Consider the following 21,982-nt stretch of genomic DNA (forward strand, 5'->3'; position numbering starts at 1 on the left):
CCTAGTCCTTGGAAAGTTCAATACCCAGCGCCACCGAACGGGCACGGCAGTCTTCCATACCCGCCACAATGGCGGTTTTCACGCCATCGGCTTCAAAACGGAAGATGGCTCGCTCGGTCGTACCGCCCTTGCTCATCACATTCTGGCGCAATGTGGCCACCGGTAGCGGGCTTTGGCGCGCCAGCTCTACTGCACCCTCGAAGGTAGCCAACACCAGCCGGCGCGCTTCGTCTTCGGCAAAGCCGGCCTGCACCGCGCCTTCGATCATGCTTTCGATAAAGTAAAACACGTAGGCCGGGCCGCTGCCCGACACGCTGGTGATGTCGTCGATACCGCTTTCGGTAACCAGCCAGGTGGTGATGCCTACCGCCGCCATGATGGCGGTGGCGTTGTCACGGTCGGTCTGTACCACGTTGGCCGCAGCGTACAAGCCGGATACCCCCTTGCCCACCATGGCCGGGGTGTTCGGCATCACGCGGACAATACGCTGGCTGCCCAGCCAGCCAGCCATGGCGGTAATGCCAATACCGGCCGCAATGGAGATCACCAAAGCGCCGCCCAGTACCGGTGCCAGCTGCTGGCACACCTCTCGCAATACCTGCGGTTTTACCGCCAGCACGATGATGTCCTCCGGGCCAAACGCGGCGGGCAGGGCAGGCAGGGCGATCACGCCAAAATCAGCCGCCAGCTGCGCGCGTTTTTCGCTACCGGGCTCGACTACCTGGATCTGGTGCGCGCCCCCTGCCAGACCACCAATGATGGCAGTAGCCATATTGCCGCCGCCGATGAAGGTAATGTTCATGTTTCTCTCTTTGTAGATTGTATACAGCAAACGCTGCGCCACGATATTAGCCTAGGCCGGGTAATGACGGGCCCCGAAAATAGCCGTGCCCACCCGCACCATGGTGCTGCCCGCCGCAATGGCCGCCGCCATATCGGACGACATGCCCATGGACAGGGTATCCAGCACCAGGCCTTCCGCCGCCATCTGGGCTTGCAGCTGGCGCAGCACGGCAAAGCGTGCGGCCAACGTGCCCGCATCCGGCGTAGGCTCCGGGATGCACATCAAGCCGCGCAGCTGTAGCTGTGGCAAGGCAGCCACAGCGCGCAGCAGCGCTGGCGCCTCGGCCGGGGCGCAGCCACTCTTGCTGTCCTCACCCGAAACATTCACCTGCACACACACATTCAGTGGCGGCAAATGTGCAGGGCGCTGGACAGACAAGCGCTCGGCAATTTTCAGGCGCTCGATGGAGTGTACCCAATGGGCGGTTTCTGCCACGATGCGGGTCTTGTTGGATTGCAAGGGGCCAATGAAGTGCCATGTAATGGCCAGATCGGCCAGATCGGCGGCTTTGGCTTGCAGCTCCTGCACATAGTTTTCGCCAAAGGCACGCTGCCCGGCAGCGTAAACCTCGCGCACGGCGGCGGCGGGAAAGGTTTTACTGACGGCCAACAGCTGTACTGCGCCCGCCTCGCGGCCGGACAGGCGGGTAGCCTCGGCCAGTTGCGCCTGCACAGCGTGCAAGGCTAGAGTCAATTGGGACATGGTGCGTTTCCGACATTACTGCCCAAGCCGGGACCAGCGCCTGCGTGGGCAGCAGCAATAGGTGGGAGTACAATGCACCCGACATGCTTGCGGATGCCGTACACCCCCGGAGAAATATATGGAAATATCTGATCTTCTGGCCTTTACGGTCAAGAACAAAGCCTCTGACCTGCATTTATCGGCCGGGCTGCCGCCGATGATACGCGTGCATGGCGATATCCGCCGCATCAACCTGCCGCCGCTGGCGCACCACGATGTGCACGACATGGTGTACGACATCATGAACGACTACCAGCGCAAGATTTTTGAAGACACTTACGAGGCCGACTTCTCGTTCGAGGTACCGGGTGTGGCGCGTTTCCGGGTAAACGTGTTTGTGCAGAACCGCGGCATCGGCGCGGTATTCCGCGTGATTCCCTCCCGCGTACTGACGCTGGAAGACCTGGGCGCACCGCGCATTTTCAAGGATATTTCCGACTACCCGCGCGGCATCGTACTGGTGACCGGCCCCACCGGCTCGGGTAAATCCACCACACTGGCGGCGATGATCGACTACATCAATGCCAACCACTACTCGCACATCCTGACGGTGGAAGACCCGATCGAATTCGTGCATGAGAGCAAGAAGTCGCTGGTAAACCAACGCGAGCTGGGTTCGCAGACGCGCAGCTTTTCGGCGGCACTGCGCAGCGCACTGCGCGAAGACCCGGACGTGATCCTGATCGGTGAAATGCGCGACCTGGAAACCATCCGCCTGGCGCTGTCGGCCGCAGAAACCGGCCACCTGGTATTCGGCACCCTGCACACCAGCAGTGCGGCCAAAACCATTGACCGTATCGTGGACGTGTTCCCGGCCGGCGAAAAGGAAATGGTGCGCTCCATGCTGTCGGAAAGCCTGCGCGCGGTGATCTCGCAAAGCCTGCTGAAAACCAAGGACGAAAGCGCCCGTATTGCCGCGCACGAGATCATGATCGGCACCCCGGCCATCCGCAACCTGATCCGCGAGAACAAGATCGCGCAGATCAACTCCATGATCCAGACCGGCCAGCAGCACGGCATGCAGACACTGGATCAGTGCCTGCAGGAGCTGGTACGCCACGGCCACGTATCGGTGCAGGAAGCCCGCACCAAGGCCAGTAACAAGGACGCTTTCTGAGCGGGATAGGCCATGGAAAAAGACCAGGCATCAAAATTCATTCACGATCTGCTGAAACACGCCATCAGCAAGAACGCCTCCGATATCTTCATCAGCGCCGACTTCCCGCCAGCCATGAAGATAGACGGCAAGATCACCCCGGTCGCGCCGCAGCCGCTAACGGCCCAGCACACCAAAGAGCTGGTGCGCTCGGTGATGAACGACCGCCAGACCGAAGAGTTCGAATCCACCCGCGAGGCCAACTTTGCCATCAGCCCGCCAGGCATCGGCCGCTTCCGTGTCAGCGCCTACGTGCAGCAGGGTAGCGCCGGCATGGTGCTGCGCAAGATCAACACCGAAATTCCCACGCTGGACGGCCTGGGCCTGCCAGACGTGCTGAAAGACATCGCACTGATCAAACGCGGCCTGGTGATCTTCGTGGGTGGTACCGGCTCGGGTAAATCCACCTCGCTGGCAGCGCTGGTAGACTGGCGCAACAGCACCACGGCCGACCACATCATCACGATCGAAGACCCGATCGAATACGTACACAACCACAAGAAAAGCATCATTACCCAGCGCGAGATTGGCGTGGATACCGAAAGCTGGGAGGTAGCGCTGAAAAACACGCTGCGCCAGGCGCCGGACGTGATCCTGATGGGCGAGATCCGCGACCGCGAATCCATGATGTACGGCCTGCAGTTTGCCGAGACCGGCCACCTGTGCCTGGCCACGCTGCACGCCAACAACGCCAACCAGGCGCTGGACCGCATCCTGAACTTCTTCCCCGAAGAGCGTCACCAGCAAGTGCTGATGGACCTGTCGCTGAACATGCGTGCCATCATCTCGCAGCGTCTGGTTCCGCTCAAAGGCAGCAAGGGTCGGACAGCGGCCATTGAAATCCTGCTGAACAGCCCGCTGATCTCCGACATGATCTTCAAGGGTGAAATCAGCGGCATCAAGGAAGTCATGGGCCGCTCGAAAGAGTCTGGCATGCAGACATTCGACCAGGCACTGTTCCAGCTGTTCGAAGCCGGCCTGGTGAGCTACGAAGACGCGCTGCGCAACGCCGACTCCATCAACGACCTGCGCCTGCAGATCAAGCTGTACAGCGAAAAAGCCAAGCAGCACAACCCGCTGGACGGGCTGGACCACCTGGACATCGTGTAAGGCGCCTTACGCATGCAAAAAGCCGGCATTCGCCGGCTTTTCTGTTCACCACCACCTGCGGCCAACCTTCAACCCAGAAAATCATCGCGCCAGGTTTCGCGCACCCAGGCCAGCGCCGACAGCTGCAAGGCATTGAAACGTTCGGCGTCCATGTCCGGCAGTGGCGAGGCCAGCTCCTGACATTCGCCCAGCGCCACCAGTGCCAAGAGCTGGCCCAGTGGCCCGCTACGCGCCAGTAGCGCCTGCTGCACATCCCGGTTCAGTGCCAGACCGCTTATCAGATCTGCCATCGGCGTGGCCAGCAAGGTGTCAGCCAACGACAGGATGCCCGTCATGAACGCTTCATCCGGGTCGATACCGGCATCGCCCGCCAGCAGCTCCATCATGCGCCCGCGCACCACCGCCATCTCCAGCAGCGGACTGGGGCCCTGCGAAGGGCGGCAATCGGCTGCAAACAGGATGATCAGCGCCCAGCGCTTGAGCCTGGACGTGCCCAGCGTGATGATGGCTTCCCGGATCGAGCCTACCGGCTGGCGGTAGGACTCGGCGGCGTTCACCAGTTTCAGCAAGCCCACCACCATGTCCGGCGCCGCCTTGAATACGCTTTCCAGCTCGGCCACATCAGCGTCTTTCATCACCAGGCCCAACAGACGCAGTAGCAGGGCGCGGTGCGGGTGCGCACGGTTATGGCTCATTACGGTAGGCCGGGCAAAGAAATAGCCCTGGAACAGCCCGATACCCAGCTTCATGCACGCTTCGTATTGCTCGAAGGTATCCACTTTTTCAGCCAGCAGTTGGCCGCGAAAGCCTTGCAGGCACTGCAGCAGGCGGGGCAAGGCAGACAGCGGCACTTGCTGCAGATCGAATTTCAGGTAGTCAACCAGCGGCAGCAGCGGCAGCATGTCGGGAGTGATGTCGCTCACATCGTCCAGCGCGAGCTGGTAGCCGCGTGCTTTCAGTTGTGCGCAGCGCTCGTATACCGACGGCGTCAGCTCCACGCTTTCCAGGATCTCCAGAATGATGGTGTCTGGTGGCAATAAATCGAGCACCGGACTGAATAACAGCTTCTCGCTGACATTCACAAACCCCGGGCAGCCTTCCAGCACCCGCGACAAGCCCAGGTCGATAAAGGCATGCCGGATGACCGATGCGGTAGCGTTGACATCGTCCTGGAACAGGGCGCGGTTTTCCGGCCCGGAGCGGAACAGCAGCTCATACGCTACGCGCTTTTGCTGGGCATCAACTATAGGCTGGCGACCAAGATAGATCGTGGAATACATGGCAGGCATTCTGGTAGTAACAGGTCGATGGTAGCCCAAGCCTAGAACGAACAAAACCACCATGTGGCATATTTGTCGTGCCGGCGCTCGATATCGTTTTACTACTTTATTTCGCTGCTGGCATTCAATAGAAAAGCTCTGCTTTTGCCATTCGAAAACCACAGCGCCCTGGCTAGGCAGGGCACACCAGCCCGCCCGGGAGCGGAAAGCGGCGGTAAAAACACGGCAGCTTGTTTCAAAGATTCTATAAAAAAGCCCCACGCAAAGCGGGGGGCTGGGCGGACTGACAGCAGGCAACGTTTCATGTGAAACGTTGGCCGCACGCTGGCGGCCAACGTACGCTGCTTAGTGCTGCAGAATCTTGGACAAGAACTGGCGGGCGCGCTCGGAGCGGGCTTCGATATTGCCGAAGAACTCTTCCTTGGCGCAGTCTTCCACGATGCTGCCACGGTCCATGAAGATCACGCGGTTGGCCACTTTTCGGGCAAAACCCATCTCGTGCGTTACGCACATCATGGTCATGCCTTCCTGTGCCAGCTCTACCATCACGTCCAGCACTTCGTTCACCATTTCCGGGTCCAGTGCAGACGTTGGCTCGTCGAACAGCATGGCGATCGGGTCCATCGCCAAGGCACGGGCAATGGCCACACGCTGCTGCTGGCCGCCGGACAGCTGGCCAGGAAACTTGTGCGCGTGCGCTTTCAGGCCCACGCGGTCCAGGTAGTGCAGGCCTTTTTGCATGGCTTCGTCTTTGCTGCGGCCCAGCACGCGCTCCTGCGCAATGGTCAGGTTTTCGGTAATGGACAGGTGCGGAAACAGCTCGAAATGCTGGAACACCATGCCCACGCGGCTGCGCAGCTTGGGCAGATCGGTCTTGGCGTCGCCTACCGAGGTGCCGTCCACGATGATGTCGCCCTTCTGGAACGGCTCCAGCGCGTTGACGGTTTTGATCAGCGTGGATTTGCCGGAGCCTGACGGGCCGCACACCACCACGACTTCGCCTTTTTTCACGTCGGTGGTGCAGTCGGTGAGCACCTGGAAGTCACCGTACCATTTGCTGACGTTCTTGATGGAAATCATGCTCATACCGCAAACCTCTTTTGCAGGCGCTTCACCGACAGGGACGCGCCGAAACTGATCACAAAGTACACCGCACCAGCAAAAATCAGGAACTCATGCGGCAAACCAACGATATCGCCCTTGGAACGGGCAGCGTTCAGAAAATCCATCAGGCCCACGGCGTACACCAGCGAGGTGTCCTGGAACAGGATGATGGATTGCTGCAGTAGCAGCGGCATCATTTTGCGGAAGGCCTGCGGCAGGATGATCAGGCGCATGGCCTGGCCGTAGCTCATGCCCAGCGCGTAGGCGGCGTTTTCCTGGCCCTTGGCAATGGACTGGATACCGGCACGCACGATCTCGCAGTAGTAGGCGGCTTCGAACATCATGAAGGCCACCAGGCAAGAGGTGAAGGCACCCACCGACACAAAGGTGCCGGTAATCCAGTTCAGCAGCATCGGCACCGCCAGGTAGAACCAGGTGATCACCAGCAGCAGCGGAATGGATCGGAAGTAGTTCACGTAGGCTTTGGCAAAGCCGGACAGCAGCGGGTTGCTGGACAGGCGCAACAGCGCCAGTACCGTACCCAGTGCCACGCCGCCCACCACCGACAAGGCCAGCAGCTTCAGCGTCATCAGCATGCCGTCCACCAGGCCCGGCATCGAAGGAATAATCTGGCTGAAATCCATTATTTGGCTCCTCCCATCATGCCCGGGATGCGCACTTTCTTCTCTACCCAGCTCATGAACGTCATCAGGCTCATGTTCAGTACAAAGTAGATTAGCGTGGCCAGGGTAAAGGCCTCAAACATATTGGCGGTAAATTCGGCGGTCTGCTTGGTTTGCGCCAGCAGTTCCATCAGGCCGATCAGCGACGCCACCGACGAGTTCTTGAAGATGTTCAAAAATTCGCTGGTAAGCGGCGGAATGATGATGCGAAAGGCCTGCGGCAGCAGTACGTGGCGGTACATTTGCGGCAAGGTGAAACCCACCGCCAGCGCGGCAGCGCTCTGGCCCTTGGGCAAGGCCTGAATACCGGTACGCACCTGCTCGCACACGCGGGCGGCGGTAAACAACGCCAGACACACTACCACCGAGATATAAGCGGAGGTGGCCGGGTTCAGCTCTTGCTTGAACCATACCTGCGCGGACTCGGGCAGGTAGTCGGGCACCATGAAATACCAGATGAACAGCTGTACCAGCAAGGGTACGTTACGGAACAGCTCCACATAAGCCGTGGCCACGCCGGACAACAGCTTGTTCGGCAGGGTGCGCATCACGCCCAGCACGCTACCGACCCCCAGCGCCACGATCCAGGCTACCAGCGCCACGGCGATGGTCCAGCCCAGGCCGGACACGAACCAGTCCAGATAGATCTCGCTGCCGATACCGGTGGACTTGAAAAAGACGTTCCAGTCCCAGTTGTAATTCATACACTTCTCCAAAGAAAAAGGGGCGCAAGCCGCGCCCCTTCGCAAGCGGGTGGGGGCAAGCCCCCAGCCCGGTTACGTTGGCCGCAACCCGAACAAACCCGCTTGGGCGTTCATGCAGGGATTACATTTGCTCGGCGGACTTGTCGGTCGGCTTGGCAACCAGTTCCTTGAATTCGTCGGACATCGGGAAGCTCAGGTTCAGGCCTTTTGGCGGTACCGGGCTCATGAACCACTTGCTGTAGATCTTGTTCACTTCGCCAGACTTGAAGGTGGCCTTGATGGCGTCGTCTACCACTTTCTTGAAGGCCGGGTCGTCCTTGCGCAGCATGCAACCGTAGATCTCGAAGGACTGCGGCTTGCCGGTAACTACCCAGTTGGCCGGGTTCTTGGCTTTGGCCATTTCGCCGTACAGCAGGGCGTCATCCATCATGAAGGCGATGGCACGGCCGGATTCCAGCATCAGGAACGATTCGCCGTGGTCTTTGGCGGAAATGATGTTCATGCCCATCTGCTTCTCGGCGTTCATGGCTTTGAGCAGGCGCTCGGAAGTGGTACCGGCGGTGGTCACCACGTTCTTGCCTTTCAGGTCCGGGAAGTCTTTTACGCCGGAGGTCTTGGCAGTCATCAGGCGGGTACCGATTTCAAAGATACCTACCGAGAAAGCTACCTGTTTCTGACGCTCCAGGTTGTTGGTGGTGGAACCACATTCCAGATCCACGGTACCGTTCTGTACCAGCGGGATACGGGTCTGCGACGTTACCAGGTTGTACTTCACTTGCAGGTTCGGCAGCTTCAGCTGCTTTTTCACGGCTTCCACCACTTTCAGCTGCAGGTCGTGCGAGTAGCCGATCGGGTTCGGGCCGTCAGCCAGGTAGCTAAACGGGATGGAGGCATCGCGGTGGCCCAGCACGATCACGCCGGATTCCTTGATCTTGTCCAGCGTGCCTTCGGCCATGGCCGGGGCAGCAAAAGCGGAGGCGATGACGGCAGTGGTCAGCAGACGGGTAGTAAAACGCATAAGTTTCTCCAGTTTCTCAAGTGATATTGCTTTTATTCAGGCCGCGCCGACACCGGTGCGGCTTACTGCGGTTTTAGTTCATCGGTGTCAACAGCTGGCGCAGGAACTGCTTGGCGCGATCGTGCTGAGGGTTGGTAAAGAAGTGCTCGGGATGCGCTTCTTCGATTATCTGGCCGTGATCGACAAACACCACACGGTCGGCCACTTCGCGGGCAAAGCCCATCTCGTGGGTCACCACCATCATGGTCATGCCGGACTCGGCCAAATCTTTCATCACCTTCAGCACTTCGCCGATCATTTCCGGGTCCAGTGCCGAGGTTGGTTCGTCAAACAGCATCACGCGTGGTTCCATGGCCAGGCCACGGGCAATGGCCACGCGCTGTTGCTGGCCACCGGACAGCATGGCCGGGAAAGCGTCTTTCTTGTGCGCCAGACCGACGCGCTCCAGCAGCGTGACGGCCAGCTTGTCGGCAGCCGCACGGTCCATGCCCTTTACCTTCATAGGCGATAGCGTGATGTTGTCCAGTACCGACAAATGGGGGTAGAGATTGAAATGCTGAAACACAAAGCCGACTTCGGCGCGCAGGGCATTCAGGTCGGTCTTGGGGTCGGCCACATTTTTGCCGTCTACCCAGATTTCCCCTTCGTTGATGCTTTCCAGCTGGTTCACGGTGCGGATCAGCGTGGACTTGCCCGAGCCGGACGGCCCGCACACCACCACCACTTCCCCCTGCTGCACCTGCAGACTGACGCCATTGAGTACGTGCAGGTCTTTGAACCACTTGTGTACATTATTGAAACGAATCATGGTTTCTCTCTCTTCCACCAGTTGGCGTTGGCCCGGCCGCTGCATGTCGCAGTCTTGTGCCAGGCCGGTATGTTCCGGATTGTGTCCATGCCGGGCAGGGCGCACAAGGCGCACTGCAACACGGCTTAGCCGCGACGGGCAACCAGGTTGGCCAGCGACACGTACTGCGCTACGCTGACATTCTCGGCGCGCCAGCCTGCATCGATACCCACCGATGCCAGCTCCTCGTCGCTTACCAGGCCTTTCAGGTTGTTGCGCAGTGTCTTGCGACGCTGGGCAAACGCCTGGGCCACCAGCTCTTCCAGCAGGGTCTCGTTATCGGCTACACCGCAACGGCCCGCATCCGGAATCATCCGCACTACCGCCGAGTCTACTTTCGGTGGCGGGTAGAACGCTCCTGGAGGTACCAGCAAGATCTGTTCCATATCGAAACGGTACTGCAACATAACCGTCAAACGGCCGTAATCCGGGGTGGATGGCTCGGCCACCATGCGGTCGATCACTTCTTTTTGCAGCATGAAGTGCATGTCGATCACACGGTTGCCGTAGCAAGCCAGGTGGAATAGCAGCGGGGTGGAAATGTTGTACGGCAGGTTGCCTACCAGCTTGAACTGGCCCTCGCACACACTGCCAAAATCAAACGCCAGCGCATCGCCTTCGTGGATGGTCAGGCGCTTGGGCGAGATCTCGCCGCGCAGGCGGCTGATGATGTCGCGATCGATCTCCACTACATGCAAATGGTCTAGACGCTGTAACAGCGGGCGTGTCAGCGCGCCCAGACCGGGGCCGATCTCCACCACCACATCACTGCGCTGGGCGCCAACGGCATTGACGATGTCTTCGATGACGCGCTGGTCCTGCAGAAAATTCTGCCCGAAACGCTTGCGCGGAATATGTTTGCTCATGGCACGCTCAGTTCTTCAAAAAACGAAAGCCGCCCGCACCGGCCAGGGTGTGGCAGCTTGCAAAATCGGTGTTGCCCCGCACGCTACCGGCCAACAATCCGGCACGGCCGGGCAGGCCAGCAAAACGCTATTGTATCGGTGTCGCCGCCGCGGCGGGCGTCCGGATTTCCGTACACGGCAACCGGCAGCGTACGCCATGCCGTCCAGCAGCACTTACCGCCACCACTGCAACCCCCACACCAGCAGCAGGTAACGCAGCGTTTTGCCTGCGGCCAACCATAGCAGGCAAGGCCACCAGGGCAGCCGTAGCCAGCCGGCAGCCAACGGCAACGCATCGCCCAGCAACGGTACCCAGCTTAACAACAAGGTAGCGGGGCCAAAGCGGGCAAACCAGCCCGCCGTGCGCGCCGGCAGGGCTTTGGCCGGTGCGCGCCGCCCCAGCCACAGGCTGGTGGCACTACCGGCCGTGTTGGCCACACTGGCGACCAGCACGGCAGGCCACAGTAGCGACGGCTGCTGGTAGAGCAGGGCAGACAAGGCCAGCTCGGAATTACCCGGCAAGACCGTAGCCGACAGAAAGGCCGACGCGGCCAAGCCCGCCAGCAGGGCCAGCTCAGTCATTTATACGACAAAGCGGAAGGCTTCGCCGCTGGCCGCGCTCACCACCTGCGACAGCGTGGCGCCAAACTCGGCACCATCGCGCGCGGCCAACCACTGGCCATCTTCACGCAGGGCAAAATGGAAGCCGCCACTTTTGGCAGCAATCCACATTTCACGGTTCGGTACGTGGCGGTTCACCACGATCTTGGCGCCGTCCTCAAACTCGATTTCCATTACATTGCCGTTGATCAGGCAGTCGGTATCCAGCCCGGCGTCTTCCAGCGCGTCTTCAATGCGGCGGAAAAGGCCATCGGTCAGGCCCAGAAAATCACTTTCGGTCATGGTGTCATCCTGTCTCAAGGTTGGCCGCACGCGGCACTGCATGGGCAGTACGGCAACGGCCTGATAGACTGCCATTTTGCCATAGCACCCGGATTCCGTATGCGTACCGCACTCCTCTTTGCCCTGCTATCCCTGACCGTGACAGCCTGCGGCTACAAAGGCCCGCTGTATTTACCCAAAAATACCACCCCGCCCGTCGCCAGCAGCGCCCAATGAGCACCCTGGCCATCCGTGCGGCCAAGCTGGCCGACCCCGCCGACTGCCAGCTACTGCTGCAGCTGACCGACGCCTACGCCCGCGATGCCATGGGCGGTGGCGAGGGGCTAAGCGAGCACGCCCGGCAACAGCTACCCGCCGCGCTGGCGCAGCACCCTGGCCTGTTTGCCCTGATTGCCGAACTCGACGGCCAGCCGGCAGGCCACGCGCTGTGCGTGCTGGGTTTTTCCAGTTTTTACGCCGCACCGGTGTGCAATCTGCACGACCTGTCGGTGCTTCCCACCGCGCGCGGCCTGGGGCTGGGCAGGGCACTGATGCAGGCGGTAGAGGCCGCCGCCCTGGCTCGCGGCTGCGCCAAGGTCACCCTGGAAGTACGCGCCGACAACCACGTTGGCCGCAGCCTGTACCAGGGCGAAGGCTTTGCCCAGTCCGGCCTGGGTGGCACCCCCTACCTGATGATGGAAAAGCGGATTACCGGGGTGTAATCCACCTGATAATTGTCAAATACCGGCCGTTTTTGCGGCAAATCGCCGCAGCAATGCGACAATTTGCCGCACTATCAAGACGTCATGTGTCTGGATAATTCTCTTTTGTTTCCATACCGACACAAGAGAGAACCACACCATGCGTACAGCACTCCTGCCCCTGGCCGCCTTGCCACTTCTATTAACTGCCTGCCTGCTGGGCGGCGGCGGCGGCGGTGCCTCACCGGCTGCCACAACCACGGCCAGCTCGACGAGCACAAGCACCACCACCCCTAGTACCACCCCGGTCAGCATCCAGTTTGCGCTCAAATCCGGTACTAACAGCGTTAGCTGCGGCACCGCCATCAGCAGCCTGGGCACCAGTGCCGTCAGTGCCGACCTGAAAGACGCGCGCTTTTACGTTCACGACGTGAAGCTGATCACGGCCCAGGGCAACGCCGTACCGGTAAAACTGACCCAGGACAGCCAGTGGCAATATCTGGACACTGCCCTGCTGGACTTTGAAAACGCAACCGGCACCTGCGCTGCTGCCGGTACGGCCGCAACCAATAATCTGGTACAAGGCAGCATCGACAGCGGCAACTACGTTGGCATGAGCTTCCAGGTAGGCGTGCCGTCCACCGCCACCAACGGCAGCGGCAACACCGTCGGCATGAACCACCTGCCCTACGCCACCGCCCCGGCACCACTGAATATCTCTGCCATGGCCTGGAGCTGGCAGGTTGGCCGCAAATTCATGAAGGTGGAGTTCAATCCGGTAGGCGGCGTCGCGCGTCCCACCACACCACCTTCCACATCTACCACCTTTAACATCCACCTGGGCTCTACCAACTGCACGGGTGGCGACAGTGTCACCGGCCTGGGCGTGACCTGCAGCAACCCGAACCGCCTGCCAGTAAAGTTTGCCGCCTTCAACCCGTCCAGCCAGCAAGTGGTACTGGACGTTCAGCAGCTATTGGCCAGCAGCAATCTGTCGCAGGACACCGGGGGGGCTGTCGGCTGCATGAGTGGCACCACCGACCCGGAATGCCCGGCTATTTTCGACAAGCTCGACCTGAACCTGGCCACCAGCCCGGCAGGCCAGGCCAAAGGTGACGGCAGCAACGTGCCGGCCTTCCGCGTAGAAAGCAAATAATGCGAGCACTGCTGATCACCCTGGCCAGCAGTGCGCTGCTGGCCGGCTGCCTGGGTGGCGGCGGTGCCGGCGGCACCACCGTTGTCGACCCGTCGCGCAGCACCATCAGTTGGCAATGGAACCTGCCGGCAGACGTGCCCACCCCGGTGGTGCCGGCGGACAACCCGATGAGCGAAGCCAAGTTCCAGCTGGGCCGCCAGCTGTTCTACGACAAACGCCTGTCCGGTAACGGTACGCAAAGCTGCGCCAGCTGCCACCACCAGAACAAGGCCTTTACCGACGGCCTGGCGGTATCGCCCGGCAGTACCGGCGAGCTGACCCACCGCAATGCCCAGCACCTGGCCAACAGTGCCTGGCACAGCACCTATACCTGGGCCAACCCCTCGCTCACGACGCTGGAGCGGCAAATGGAAGTGCCGCTGTTCGGTGAAAACCCGGTGGAAATGGGCGTCAACGACAGCAATAAAGACACCGTACTGGCGCGCATCAAGGCCGACACCGATTACCGCCAGCGCTTTGCCGAGGTCTTTGGCAGTGCAGGGGATACCATCACCTTTGGCAACATCATCAAAGCCATTGCCACCTTCCAGCGTGGCCTGCTGAGCTTTGACAGCAAATACGACCGCTACCAGCAGAAAAAAGCCGTCCTCAGCGCCGAAGAGCTGCGCGGCATGCAGCTGTTCATGGGTGAAACCGCCGAGTGCTTCCACTGCCATGGCAGCTTCAACTTCAACGACCAGACCAACCACCTGGGCAGCCCGGAGGTGAACCGTGCCTTCCACAACACCGGCCTGTACAACATCGATGGCAAGGGTGGCTTTCCCTTCCCGAACCGCGGCCTGTTCGAATTCACCAGCCTGCCGGCCGATATGGGCGCCTTCCGCGCCTCCAGCCTGCGCAATATCGCCAACACGGCACCCTATATGCACGACGGCAGCATTGCCACGCTGGAAGAAGTACTCGACTTTTACGCCGCCGGCGGGCGCAACATCACCAGCGGCCCGCACGCCGGTGACGGCCGCCTGAACCCGTACAAGAGCGACCTGATCGCGCGCATCAACCTGAGCGCCCAGGACAAGCAGGACATCATTGCCTTTTTGAAGACCCTTACCGATGACACACTTCTCACCAACCCGCGCTTTAGCAATCCTTTCCCTGCTGGCCAGTAGCACCGGTAGCTGGGCGCACGACGGTGTTGTGCACGATGACGATACCGGCAGCGCCGCCCCGGCACAGCAGCTGACGCTGGACCTGGACTTGCGCCAGGGTCGCGGCAGCCACACGCCACCGGCGGCGCTCACGCAGATCGACCACCCTGCCGCCGCCAGCCTGCGCGAGCTGAACGCCGACCGCAGCACCCTGGGCTGGCAAGCACGCTGGCTGCCCGGCCTGCAGACCCAGTGGGCCCTCAGCTACGACCGCGAGCGCGAGCAGCTGGCCAACGACCAGGCCTGGCTACGCTGGGCGGCGATCCCCGGCACGCTTGCGCTGCAAGCCGGCCGCTTCAGCCCGGCGCAAGCACTGGCTGCCGATGAATGGGGGCGCAGCAGCCTGCGCGACACCCTGCTTACCGGCGGCCACGACCACTGGCACGACAGCGGCCTGGCATTACAGCTGCAACAGCCTGGCCGCCGCCTGACCGTGTCGGCACTGCGCGGCGACAGCAACCCCGGCACGCGCCGTACCGGTGCACAAGCCGGCCTGTGGTTGCTGGCGCTAGAACAAGACCTGGGCCCGCTGCAGCTGGGCCTTACCGCCGCCGATACCCCGCGCGTCACCCGGCAGAATGCGCTGGCGGGCGACGGCCACAGCCATAGTCACGGTGGTGCCAGCGGCTGCCAGAGCACGCTGGCCTGCCTGAACGGTGATGGCCAGTGGCTGGAGTTGGCCGCACGCGGCCAACTGTACGGCATCACCCTGCGCGGTGCGGCAGGCAGCCGGCGCGAGCAGGGTAAGCTGGGCAGCCCTACCGGCACAGTAGACTACGATGGCCGCACCGACTGGCTGGCCTTGGAAGCCAGCGCGCCCCTGGTGGCGGGTGTGGATGGCAGTATGCGCTACGAACGCCTGCGCCTGCAGCACACGCTGACCGGCACCAACGCCGCCATCCTGGCCAAGGAGGCCGGCATCACCGGCAGCCAGCATCAGCCCGAGGTTCTGGGCGTACGCCTGCGCTGGCAAGCCGCCAAAAACCAGCAGTGGTCACTGGAGTGGCAGGAAGACCAGACCGACCCGCGTTCGCGCGAGCGCTGGCTATTGCGCTGGCAACATCAGTTCAGCCTGCTGCCCTGATGTCCGCGCTGTAAAAAACAGAAAGCCGCCTTGTTCAGGCGGCTTTTTGCTGACACAGCGCGAAAAACCTAACCCGGGCTAGCCAGCTGCAGGCGGTTGCGCCCCAGACGCTTGGCCTGATACAAAGCCAGATCGGCCTGACGCAAAGCCAGCTCCCACGGCAGCGGGGCCTGGCACCACTGCATGCCAAAACTGGCCGTGACCTGTAGCTGGGGGTGTACCTCGGACCAGCTGTAATTCAGGATGGCCAGGCGCAAACGCTCGCAACAGCGCAACGCGCTGTCTTGCGACTGCTCCATCAGCAACAAGACGAACTCCTCGCCGCCAAAACGCACAGTCAGATCGCTGCCACGGGTGCTCAGCGCCATCAGCTGCGCCACTTTCTTCAGTACCTCATCGCCAACTACATGGCCAAAACGGTCGTTGATGGATTTGAAATGATCCAGATCCACCACCACCACCGCCATGCCATGCAGCTGCTGGCCCAATGCGGCCAACCTGGCCGGGCCTTCCAGATCCAGACAGCGACGATTGCCTACCCCAGTCAACGGATCGATCAGTACGGCTTGTTCCAGCTCGCTCATGCGCGCTTCGGTAACAATCTTTTCCGCCTCCAGCTGGGCTGCACGCAGCCGTTCGCGCTCGGCGTACAGCCGCTCGCGCTCGGCCGCCAGCTGCACACTGGTGATTTCCAGCTCCTTGCGGATGGCCCAGCCCTGGGTACTGCTACGCTGCTCGTTCTGCTCTTGCTCGCTGTGGCGTAGCGCCTCCAGCTGGGCCAAGGCCAGCTCGAACTGCCCGCTGGACTTGTACAAGCGGTACAACTCTTCCTGCGCAAAATGGCGCATCTCGAATTCGATCATATTGCCCGGCAGGGCCAGCATCTGCTGCAAAGCAGCCACGGCTTCTCCCACCAGGCCACTACGCTGCAGCAGCGTGGCTTCTATCAGGTCTGCGTTGCGCTGCAGCGAGTGGAAGTCGCTACCTGCCAGCGCGTGGCGCAGCTCGGCCAACGCTGCCCGGCCACGGTCAAACTCACCCAGATCGACATAAGCCTCTGCCAGATTGGTTTGCAGCATGGCCCACTGGTGGCGGTTTCCCGTACTGCCTGCGCTTTGCCAGGCATCCTGGTAATGCTGCATCGCACAGTGCAACAGGGTATGTGCCTCGGCCTGACGCCCCAGCTTCAATTGCTTGCGTGCCTCGCTACTGTATAAGGTGCCGATATTGTTCAGCGCCGCAAACAGCAGCACGCGCTCGCCGGCCAACCGTGCCTGCTCGGCAGCCTGACACAAAAGCTGCTCGCCTTGTTCCAGATCGCCCAGAGCGCCATAAGTACACACGCCGGCACGGTTCAAGGCGTTGATGATCTGTATCGGCTCATTACTGCTACGCGCAGCGGCCAGGGCCTCCAGCGCGTATTTGAGACCATCCTGCATCAAGCCCATTTCATTGCAGGCAATGGCCACCACACACAAGACTTCGGCACGCAAGGCTGCATCGGTACCGAAACCCAGAGTAGCCGCCACCTCGAGCCCGCTGCGCACCGCATCGGCAAAATGGCCCATGCGAAACTGGTGCAGCGCCAGCTGCGCCATGGCCTGCTGCCACTGCGGGAGGTAGTGCGGCAGCTCGCATAGCAACAGTGCCTCCTCTGCGGCCTGCACCCCGATCTGGTGCTGGCCGGTGTCCTGGCTATGCCGGGAGCGGCGCAAAGCCAGGGCGATGCGCCGTTTTAGCGCCAGATTCGGGCGCGTCGAGGCAGGTTTACTCATCATGGTGAGCATGTCTGGTTACCACACATATTCAGAAACTGTTTTCCTTTCAGCCATTTGCGCCATCCGACCACAACACGCCCCGTGGGCATCAGCGCCACCTGCGTAGCGGGTGATCATACCCAGTACGCTGCGTATTAGGACAAAAGCAAAAAATACGCCGGCAAATAGCCAGGCACTGTGGCGCGGGTTGTTGCCGTTTTGCCACTGCACAACCTTCTGTCCGCCGCTGCTGACAGAATGCTGGCAGCAGGGTAGCGGCATAGTGGCAGCAGCAACCCGCTACTACCTCATCAGGAGACACATCATGAGCAATATGATTCACTGGTTCGAGATCCCGGCTACCGACTTTGACCGTGCCGTCGCGTTTTACCAGCAGGTGTTCCACGTGGAACTGAAAGTGGAACAGTTCATGGATGACCACATTGCCGTATTTCCCGATAGCAGCGGCTGCATCATGGCCAGCCCGCGGCTGCAGCCCGCTGCCCAGGGCACACGCATTTATCTGGACGGCAGCCCCGATGTCAGCACGGTACTGAGCCGTGCAGCACAACACGGCGGCCAGGTGCTATTGCCCGAAATGTCCCTGCCGGATGGCAATGGCCAGATCGGTCTGTTTGCCGACAGCGAAGGCAACATTATCGGCTTGCACACCGAACCCTAAACACCGCCACAGAGGTAGCCGCCATGTCACCACCCATCTCCCGCACACAGCAATGGCTGTGCGATATCAGCCAGCAACAGCCACTGCAGCACACCATCCTGCAAGCGGTACGCCAGCACATCCTGGCGCTGGCACCCGGTATACAGGAGGAGATCAAGTACGGTGGCATCCTGTTTGCCGACAATGCGCCGTTTTGCGGGCTATTTGCCTACCAAGCCCACGTTTCGCTGGAATTCAGTGCCGGGGCGCAGCTAGCCGACCCGCACCGGACGCTGGAGGGTAGCGGCAAACTGCGGCGCCATATCAAACTGCACAGCCTGGAGGAGGTAGGCCGCAAGCAGGTTGCGGCCTACCTGCTTGCCGCGTGGCAGCAGCAAGCCACATGAGGCGCCAGGGCGAACTCGGCGGCATCGCCCCGCGACCGCCGCGCTACTGGGTGGGCGTGGCCTGCAAAGAGCACGTTGGCCGCGGCCTGGTAGGCGGCTTTGCCCAGCTCTGCCACGGCAAGCACGCCGCGCTGGCGCGCATGCAGCCCGGTGATGGCCTGGTGTACTACTCGCCGGTGCTGACCCTGCAGGGGCGCGAGCCTTGCCAGCAGTTTACCGCCTTGGGCTACGTGGCTGACGCTAACGCGTATCAGGTGGCCATGCATGAAGACCTTGTGCCATGGCGGCGCGATATCCACTGGCTACCCAGCCAGCCGGCCGCCATCCGTCCCTTGCTAAGCCGGCTTTCATTTATAGAAAACCCGGCACGCTGGGGCTACCCTTTCCGCTATGGCCACCTGGAGATCAGCGCCAGTGATTTTGCCTTGATCGCACAGGCCATGGGCGCGACACTGCCGGCTACCACAGCGACATAAGAGGCCATCATGCCGTTTCCCGCTCACGAACACGCCGCCATGCTGGCACTCAAAGGCGTCGGCCCTACCGTCATCAGCCGGCTGGAACAGCTGGGCTATAGCTCGCTGGCACAGCTGGCCGGGGCCGATGCGCAAGCGCTCTGCCGGCAAATAGCCGGGCTATTGCGCAGCAGCTGCTGGCAGAACAGCCCGCAAGCGCGCGCCAGTATCGCGGCCATCCTGACACTGGCAGAGCAATATGCGCCGGGCTGACCGACTGATGCAGATACTGCTGCTGCTACGCGGGCGGCGGCGTACTACCGCCGCGCAGCTGGCGCAGTGGCTGGAGGTATCACAGCGTACCGTGTATCGCGATATGGCGGACTTGCTCACCAGCGGCGCGCCGGTAAATGGCGAAGCCGGGGAAGGCTACTGGCTGGAAGCCGGCTTTACGCCGCCACCGCTGAGCTTCAGCGCCGAAGAGTTGGCCGCACTGGAGGTGGGCGCCCGCATGCTGGCCAGCTGGGCCGACAGTGACACCGCGGCCGCCGCCGCTAGCGCAGTCAGCAAGATCCATGGCGTACTGGGCAGCGCCGGCCTGACGCCGGCACCGCTATTTGTACCGCCCGGCGGCCACTACCCGCTGCACACCTTGCCTACACTGCGCACCGCCTGCGAGCAACAACATTGCCTGCTGCTGCACTACCGCGACGAAGCCGGCAATGGCACGCAGCGCGAAGTGGCACCACTGGGGCTGTTTTTCTGGGGCGATCGCTGGACGCTGGCGGCCTGGTGCCTGCTGCGCCGCGATTACCGCCACTTTCGCATCGACCGCATCCAGAGCCTGGCAAGCAGTGCGCAAAGCTGGCCGGATACCATCTCGCTAGACACCTTCCTGCAGCAAAGCGATGCCGGCGACAGCGCACGCGAACGGTTGTACCGTCAAACCCACCAACCGTGGCACCGCCGCAGCGCAGACTGACGGCCAAGCCACAGCGACCAACGCAAGCACGGTGTGCGCGCTACTTAACGGAGACTTTTCATGGAAGCACGACTAAGCTTTGTCACCCTGGGCGTGGCCGACCTGGCCCGCGCCACCGCCTTTTACCGCGACGTGCTACAGCTGCCGCAGGTCCCCATGCCGGACGGCGCCGGCGTGGCATTTTTCGAGCTGGGCAAAACCTGGCTATCGCTATACCCACGCGCCGCGCTGGCCGGGGACGCTAGCGTGGCCGACAGCCCGACAGCGGCGTTTCCGGGCTTTACGCTGGCGCACAATGTGCGCGAAAAGCACCAGGTAGACGAGGTGCTGGCCGGGTTGGCCGCACGCGGCGCCAGCATCGTGAAACCAGCAGAAGATGTGTTCTGGGGCGGGCGTAGCGGCTATTTCCGCGACCCGGACGGCTTTCTGTGGGAAGTAGCGTGGAACCCGGGTTTTCCGCACACCTGACACCCGGGCTGCACCCCGCGCCTTGCCGCAGCGCCAGCGGCGCGGGGCTAGGTCTGCGCCGTGCCGGCACCCTGCACGCTGGCCAGGCACACCTGGCGGCGGCCGCCATCCTTGGCGCGGTACAGCGCCTGGTCTGCCGCACCCAGCAATGCACGCAGGCGCTGCTTGCCCCCCGAGGCGCCCTCGGCATACAGCTCGGCCACCCCGGCACTGAGGGTCACCTGATGGCCGGGTAACAGGCTGAACGAGCTTGCGGCCAACTGTTGCAGTAACTGTTCTGCCAGCAACGCCGCCTCGGCAGCACGAGTGTCGGGCAACAGCAACACAAACTCTTCGCCACCAAAACGGCAGTACAGGTCCTGCGGCCGGGCCAGTGCGGCCAACAGCTCGCCAATACCGCGCAATACCTGATCCCCCGCCAGGTGGCCAAAGGTGTCGTTCACCCGCTTGAAGTGGTCGGCATCCACCAGCACCAGGCTGCTCCAGCGCGCACCCACGCCCAACATGGCATCAGCCCGTGGCCAGAAGTGATGGCGGTTGGGCAGGCCGGTCAACATATCGGTATTGGCCTGCTGCTCGGCCGCCTGCAGCCGCGCACTACGCCGCTCCACCTCCCGCGCCAGGTTATTGCTGGTTTCACGGTAATACTCGCGCTCACGCTCGGCCTGATGCAGGCGGAACATCAGCTCCACATGCTTCATGCGCGCCTCGAACTGCTGGGTAAACACACGCTCGCGGCCTTGGTGGAAACGCTGGAAATGTTCGAACGCCAGCTGGTAATCGCCCAGCGCCTGGTAACACATGGCGGCTTCGTAATCGCACTCGTGCAACGCGCTACGCATATCGTGCAGCGACAGCAAAGCCAGCGCCTGCATCAGCTTGCCCAGCGCCGCCTCGCAGCGGCCATGCTGGCGGTACAGCGCACCGGCACGGTACAGCGCGTCGGCCTCCTGGCGCAGGCGGCCGTGTTCGCGCGCCAGCGCCTGTACCTTGTCCAGCAGCCGCAACGCCTCCGGCAGGTTGCCCAGGCCTGCCTCGCTGCTGGCGTAGCTCAGGTACAGCTCGCACAGGGACTCATAGCCCTTGGTGTCTGTGGCGCTGAACAGGAACAAGGCCTCGCCCAGCAGCTGGCGTGCCTCGGCAAACTTGCCTTGCTGCATGTACGCCCGCGCCAGGCTGTCCAGCGCCATGGCCAGCGTGTGGTTGTGCCCGTTCTGCCGCGCCAGCGCCACGCAGCGCTCGATAAACGGCGCCGCCTTGTCCGCCATCTTGATCTGCACATAGGCGTAACCCAGGTTGTTCAGCAACCTGGCATACCACTCGCTGGACTGCGATTGCTCGATATGCGGCAACGCCTGCAGGTAGAGCGTGAGCGCGTCGGTAAACAAGCCTTCGTGCACGTACACGTTGCCAATCAAGGCGTCTTGTATCGCCACGCTGAAAGGGTCGCCCAGCTGGCCAAACAGCTGGCGCGCCGCCAGCGCGTCTTCCAGCGCCTGCCCCAGCAAACCGCGCGCGCTATAAATGCGCCCGCGTATCTGCAAAGCCTGCGCCAGCAGCAGCACCTGCCCCTCGGCACGCGCTACCGCCTGCTCGGCATATTGTTGCGCTTGCAACAAATCGTTCAGACGCAGCGCATTGGCCCGCTGAATCAGGTCTTCGGTGGAGAGTAAAGGGTCAATCATTGGCAAAGGCATCGCTAGTCAGGCTGATCGAAGTACGACAGTCTACCCGTCGTCACCCGTCTGACATAGCTGCAATGCCCATTCAGGGTAGCCAGGCCGCCCGGCATGGCTGTTGTTTTGTGACACCCTCCGTCACGAAATCAT

The 21,982-nt window shown here is 61.8% G+C and carries 26 protein-coding genes; 13 read left to right on the forward strand and 13 right to left on the reverse strand.

Features of this window, described 5'->3' with window-relative positions; genetic code table 11:
* Nucleotide 1 precedes the first annotated feature (1 nt).
* Nucleotides 2–802 (reverse strand): pyrroline-5-carboxylate reductase, encoded by an 801-nt coding sequence (gene proC / locus PQU95_RS00715; protein WP_272750231.1) that lies wholly within the window; start codon nucleotides 800–802, stop codon nucleotides 2–4.
* A 51-nt stretch (nucleotides 803–853) separates the two neighbouring features.
* Nucleotides 854–1,546, reverse strand: coding sequence for a YggS family pyridoxal phosphate-dependent enzyme (locus PQU95_RS00720; RefSeq protein WP_272750232.1), 693 nt, complete (start codon nucleotides 1,544–1,546; stop codon nucleotides 854–856).
* A gap of 118 nt (nucleotides 1,547–1,664) precedes the next feature.
* Here PQU95_RS00720 and PQU95_RS00725 point away from each other — a divergent pair, with 118 nt between their 5' ends.
* Nucleotides 1,665–2,702: a type IV pilus twitching motility protein PilT gene (locus PQU95_RS00725; RefSeq protein ID WP_272750233.1), complete on the forward strand. Its 1,038-nt coding sequence runs from the start codon at nucleotides 1,665–1,667 to the stop codon at nucleotides 2,700–2,702.
* A gap of 12 nt (nucleotides 2,703–2,714) precedes the next feature.
* Complete coding sequence (locus PQU95_RS00730) at nucleotides 2,715–3,851, forward strand: PilT/PilU family type 4a pilus ATPase (protein ID WP_272750234.1); 1,137 nt, start codon at nucleotides 2,715–2,717, stop codon at nucleotides 3,849–3,851.
* A 68-nt stretch (nucleotides 3,852–3,919) separates the two neighbouring features.
* Here the strand turns inward: PQU95_RS00730 and PQU95_RS00735 are convergent, their stop codons facing one another.
* The 9 genes from PQU95_RS00735 to cyaY form a co-directional block, all read right to left on the reverse strand.
* The gene (locus PQU95_RS00735; protein WP_272750235.1) at nucleotides 3,920–5,131 is read right to left on the reverse strand and encodes an EAL and HDOD domain-containing protein; all 1,212 of its coding nucleotides are present in this window, start codon (nucleotides 5,129–5,131) and stop codon (nucleotides 3,920–3,922) included.
* Nucleotides 5,132–5,476: 345 nt separating this feature from the next.
* Entirely contained in the window at nucleotides 5,477–6,211 is a 735-nt protein-coding gene (locus tag PQU95_RS00740; RefSeq protein WP_272750385.1) for an amino acid ABC transporter ATP-binding protein, read from the reverse strand.
* Between the two features lie 2 nt (nucleotides 6,212–6,213).
* Entirely contained in the window at nucleotides 6,214–6,879 is a 666-nt protein-coding gene (locus tag PQU95_RS00745; RefSeq protein WP_272750236.1) for an amino acid ABC transporter permease, read from the reverse strand.
* A complete protein-coding gene (locus PQU95_RS00750; protein ID WP_272750237.1) occupies nucleotides 6,879–7,622 on the reverse strand; it encodes an amino acid ABC transporter permease in 744 nt (247 codons plus the stop codon). Before PQU95_RS00750 ends, PQU95_RS00745 begins: the two co-directional genes overlap by 1 nt.
* Nucleotides 7,623–7,743: 121 nt before the next feature.
* Nucleotides 7,744–8,640 carry a glutamate/aspartate ABC transporter substrate-binding protein gene (locus PQU95_RS00755; protein ID WP_272750238.1) on the reverse strand — a complete coding sequence of 299 codons (897 nt, stop codon included), beginning with the start codon at nucleotides 8,638–8,640 and terminating at the stop codon, nucleotides 7,744–7,746.
* A gap of 73 nt (nucleotides 8,641–8,713) precedes the next feature.
* A complete protein-coding gene (locus PQU95_RS00760) occupies nucleotides 8,714–9,448 on the reverse strand; it encodes an amino acid ABC transporter ATP-binding protein (RefSeq protein WP_272750239.1) in 735 nt (244 codons plus the stop codon).
* Nucleotides 9,449–9,573: 125 nt separating this feature from the next.
* Nucleotides 9,574–10,353, reverse strand: coding sequence for a 16S rRNA (adenine(1518)-N(6)/adenine(1519)-N(6))-dimethyltransferase RsmA (gene rsmA / locus PQU95_RS00765; RefSeq protein WP_272750240.1), 780 nt, complete (start codon nucleotides 10,351–10,353; stop codon nucleotides 9,574–9,576).
* A 213-nt stretch (nucleotides 10,354–10,566) separates the two neighbouring features.
* Nucleotides 10,567–10,974, reverse strand: a complete 408-nt coding sequence (locus PQU95_RS00770; RefSeq protein WP_227302120.1) for a YqaA family protein — start codon at nucleotides 10,972–10,974, stop codon at nucleotides 10,567–10,569.
* Nucleotides 10,975–11,295, reverse strand: coding sequence for an iron donor protein CyaY (gene cyaY / locus PQU95_RS00775; protein ID WP_227302119.1), 321 nt, complete (start codon nucleotides 11,293–11,295; stop codon nucleotides 10,975–10,977). It abuts the gene before it with no gap.
* Between the two features lie 99 nt (nucleotides 11,296–11,394).
* On the opposite strand from cyaY, the gene lptM reads away from it, so the two are divergent.
* The 5 genes from lptM (at nucleotide 11,395) to PQU95_RS00795 (ending at nucleotide 15,423) form a co-directional block, all read left to right on the forward strand.
* Nucleotides 11,395–11,511 (forward strand): LPS translocon maturation chaperone LptM, encoded by a 117-nt coding sequence (gene lptM / locus PQU95_RS18505; protein WP_373321353.1) that lies wholly within the window; start codon nucleotides 11,395–11,397, stop codon nucleotides 11,509–11,511.
* Nucleotides 11,508–11,996 carry a GNAT family N-acetyltransferase gene (locus tag PQU95_RS00780; protein WP_272750241.1) on the forward strand — a complete coding sequence of 163 codons (489 nt, stop codon included), beginning with the start codon at nucleotides 11,508–11,510 and terminating at the stop codon, nucleotides 11,994–11,996. The genes lptM and PQU95_RS00780 overlap by 4 nt, the downstream gene beginning before the upstream one ends.
* Before the next feature lie 139 nt (nucleotides 11,997–12,135).
* Nucleotides 12,136–13,131, forward strand: coding sequence for an MbnP family copper-binding protein (locus PQU95_RS00785; protein ID WP_272750242.1), 996 nt, complete (start codon nucleotides 12,136–12,138; stop codon nucleotides 13,129–13,131).
* On the forward strand, nucleotides 13,131–14,300 hold the full coding sequence (locus tag PQU95_RS00790; protein ID WP_272750243.1) for a methanobactin export MATE transporter MbnM: 1,170 nt from the start codon (nucleotides 13,131–13,133) through the stop codon (nucleotides 14,298–14,300). The genes PQU95_RS00785 and PQU95_RS00790 overlap by 1 nt, the downstream gene beginning before the upstream one ends.
* Nucleotides 14,245–15,423: a hypothetical protein gene (locus PQU95_RS00795; RefSeq protein WP_272750244.1), complete on the forward strand. Its 1,179-nt coding sequence runs from the start codon at nucleotides 14,245–14,247 to the stop codon at nucleotides 15,421–15,423. The genes PQU95_RS00790 and PQU95_RS00795 overlap by 56 nt, the downstream gene beginning before the upstream one ends.
* Before the next feature lie 68 nt (nucleotides 15,424–15,491).
* Here the strand turns inward: PQU95_RS00795 and PQU95_RS00800 are convergent, their stop codons facing one another.
* Nucleotides 15,492–17,201, reverse strand: coding sequence for a GGDEF domain-containing protein (locus tag PQU95_RS00800; RefSeq protein WP_272750245.1), 1,710 nt, complete (start codon nucleotides 17,199–17,201; stop codon nucleotides 15,492–15,494).
* A 304-nt stretch (nucleotides 17,202–17,505) separates the two neighbouring features.
* Between PQU95_RS00800 and PQU95_RS00805 the strand changes: the two genes are divergently transcribed.
* The 6 genes from PQU95_RS00805 to PQU95_RS00830 are packed head-to-tail and all read left to right on the forward strand — an operon-like array spanning nucleotide 17,506 to nucleotide 20,153.
* Nucleotides 17,506–17,862, forward strand: coding sequence for a VOC family protein (locus PQU95_RS00805; protein ID WP_272750246.1), 357 nt, complete (start codon nucleotides 17,506–17,508; stop codon nucleotides 17,860–17,862).
* 23 nt (nucleotides 17,863–17,885) lie between these two features.
* Complete coding sequence (locus PQU95_RS00810) at nucleotides 17,886–18,248, forward strand: DUF1801 domain-containing protein (RefSeq protein ID WP_272750247.1); 363 nt, start codon at nucleotides 17,886–17,888, stop codon at nucleotides 18,246–18,248.
* The gene (locus PQU95_RS00815; protein WP_272750248.1) at nucleotides 18,245–18,724 is read left to right on the forward strand and encodes an EVE domain-containing protein; all 480 of its coding nucleotides are present in this window, start codon (nucleotides 18,245–18,247) and stop codon (nucleotides 18,722–18,724) included. Before PQU95_RS00810 ends, PQU95_RS00815 begins: the two co-directional genes overlap by 4 nt.
* A 9-nt stretch (nucleotides 18,725–18,733) precedes the next feature.
* Nucleotides 18,734–18,976 carry a recombinase RecA gene (locus tag PQU95_RS00820; RefSeq protein ID WP_272750249.1) on the forward strand — a complete coding sequence of 81 codons (243 nt, stop codon included), beginning with the start codon at nucleotides 18,734–18,736 and terminating at the stop codon, nucleotides 18,974–18,976.
* 7 nt (nucleotides 18,977–18,983) lie between these two features.
* The gene (locus PQU95_RS00825; RefSeq protein ID WP_272750250.1) at nucleotides 18,984–19,685 is read left to right on the forward strand and encodes a helix-turn-helix transcriptional regulator; all 702 of its coding nucleotides are present in this window, start codon (nucleotides 18,984–18,986) and stop codon (nucleotides 19,683–19,685) included.
* 60 nt (nucleotides 19,686–19,745) lie between these two features.
* Nucleotides 19,746–20,153, forward strand: a complete 408-nt coding sequence (locus PQU95_RS00830) for a VOC family protein (RefSeq protein WP_272750251.1) — start codon at nucleotides 19,746–19,748, stop codon at nucleotides 20,151–20,153.
* Nucleotides 20,154–20,200: 47 nt separating this feature from the next.
* Here the strand turns inward: PQU95_RS00830 and PQU95_RS00835 are convergent, their stop codons facing one another.
* On the reverse strand, nucleotides 20,201–21,838 hold the full coding sequence (locus PQU95_RS00835; RefSeq protein ID WP_272750252.1) for a diguanylate cyclase: 1,638 nt from the start codon (nucleotides 21,836–21,838) through the stop codon (nucleotides 20,201–20,203).
* Between the last annotated feature and the right edge of the window lie 144 nt (nucleotides 21,839–21,982).

The organism is Vogesella aquatica, assembly GCF_028548455.1.
In the GTDB taxonomy this organism is placed as follows: Bacteria; Pseudomonadota; Gammaproteobacteria; order Burkholderiales; family Chromobacteriaceae; genus Vogesella; species Vogesella aquatica.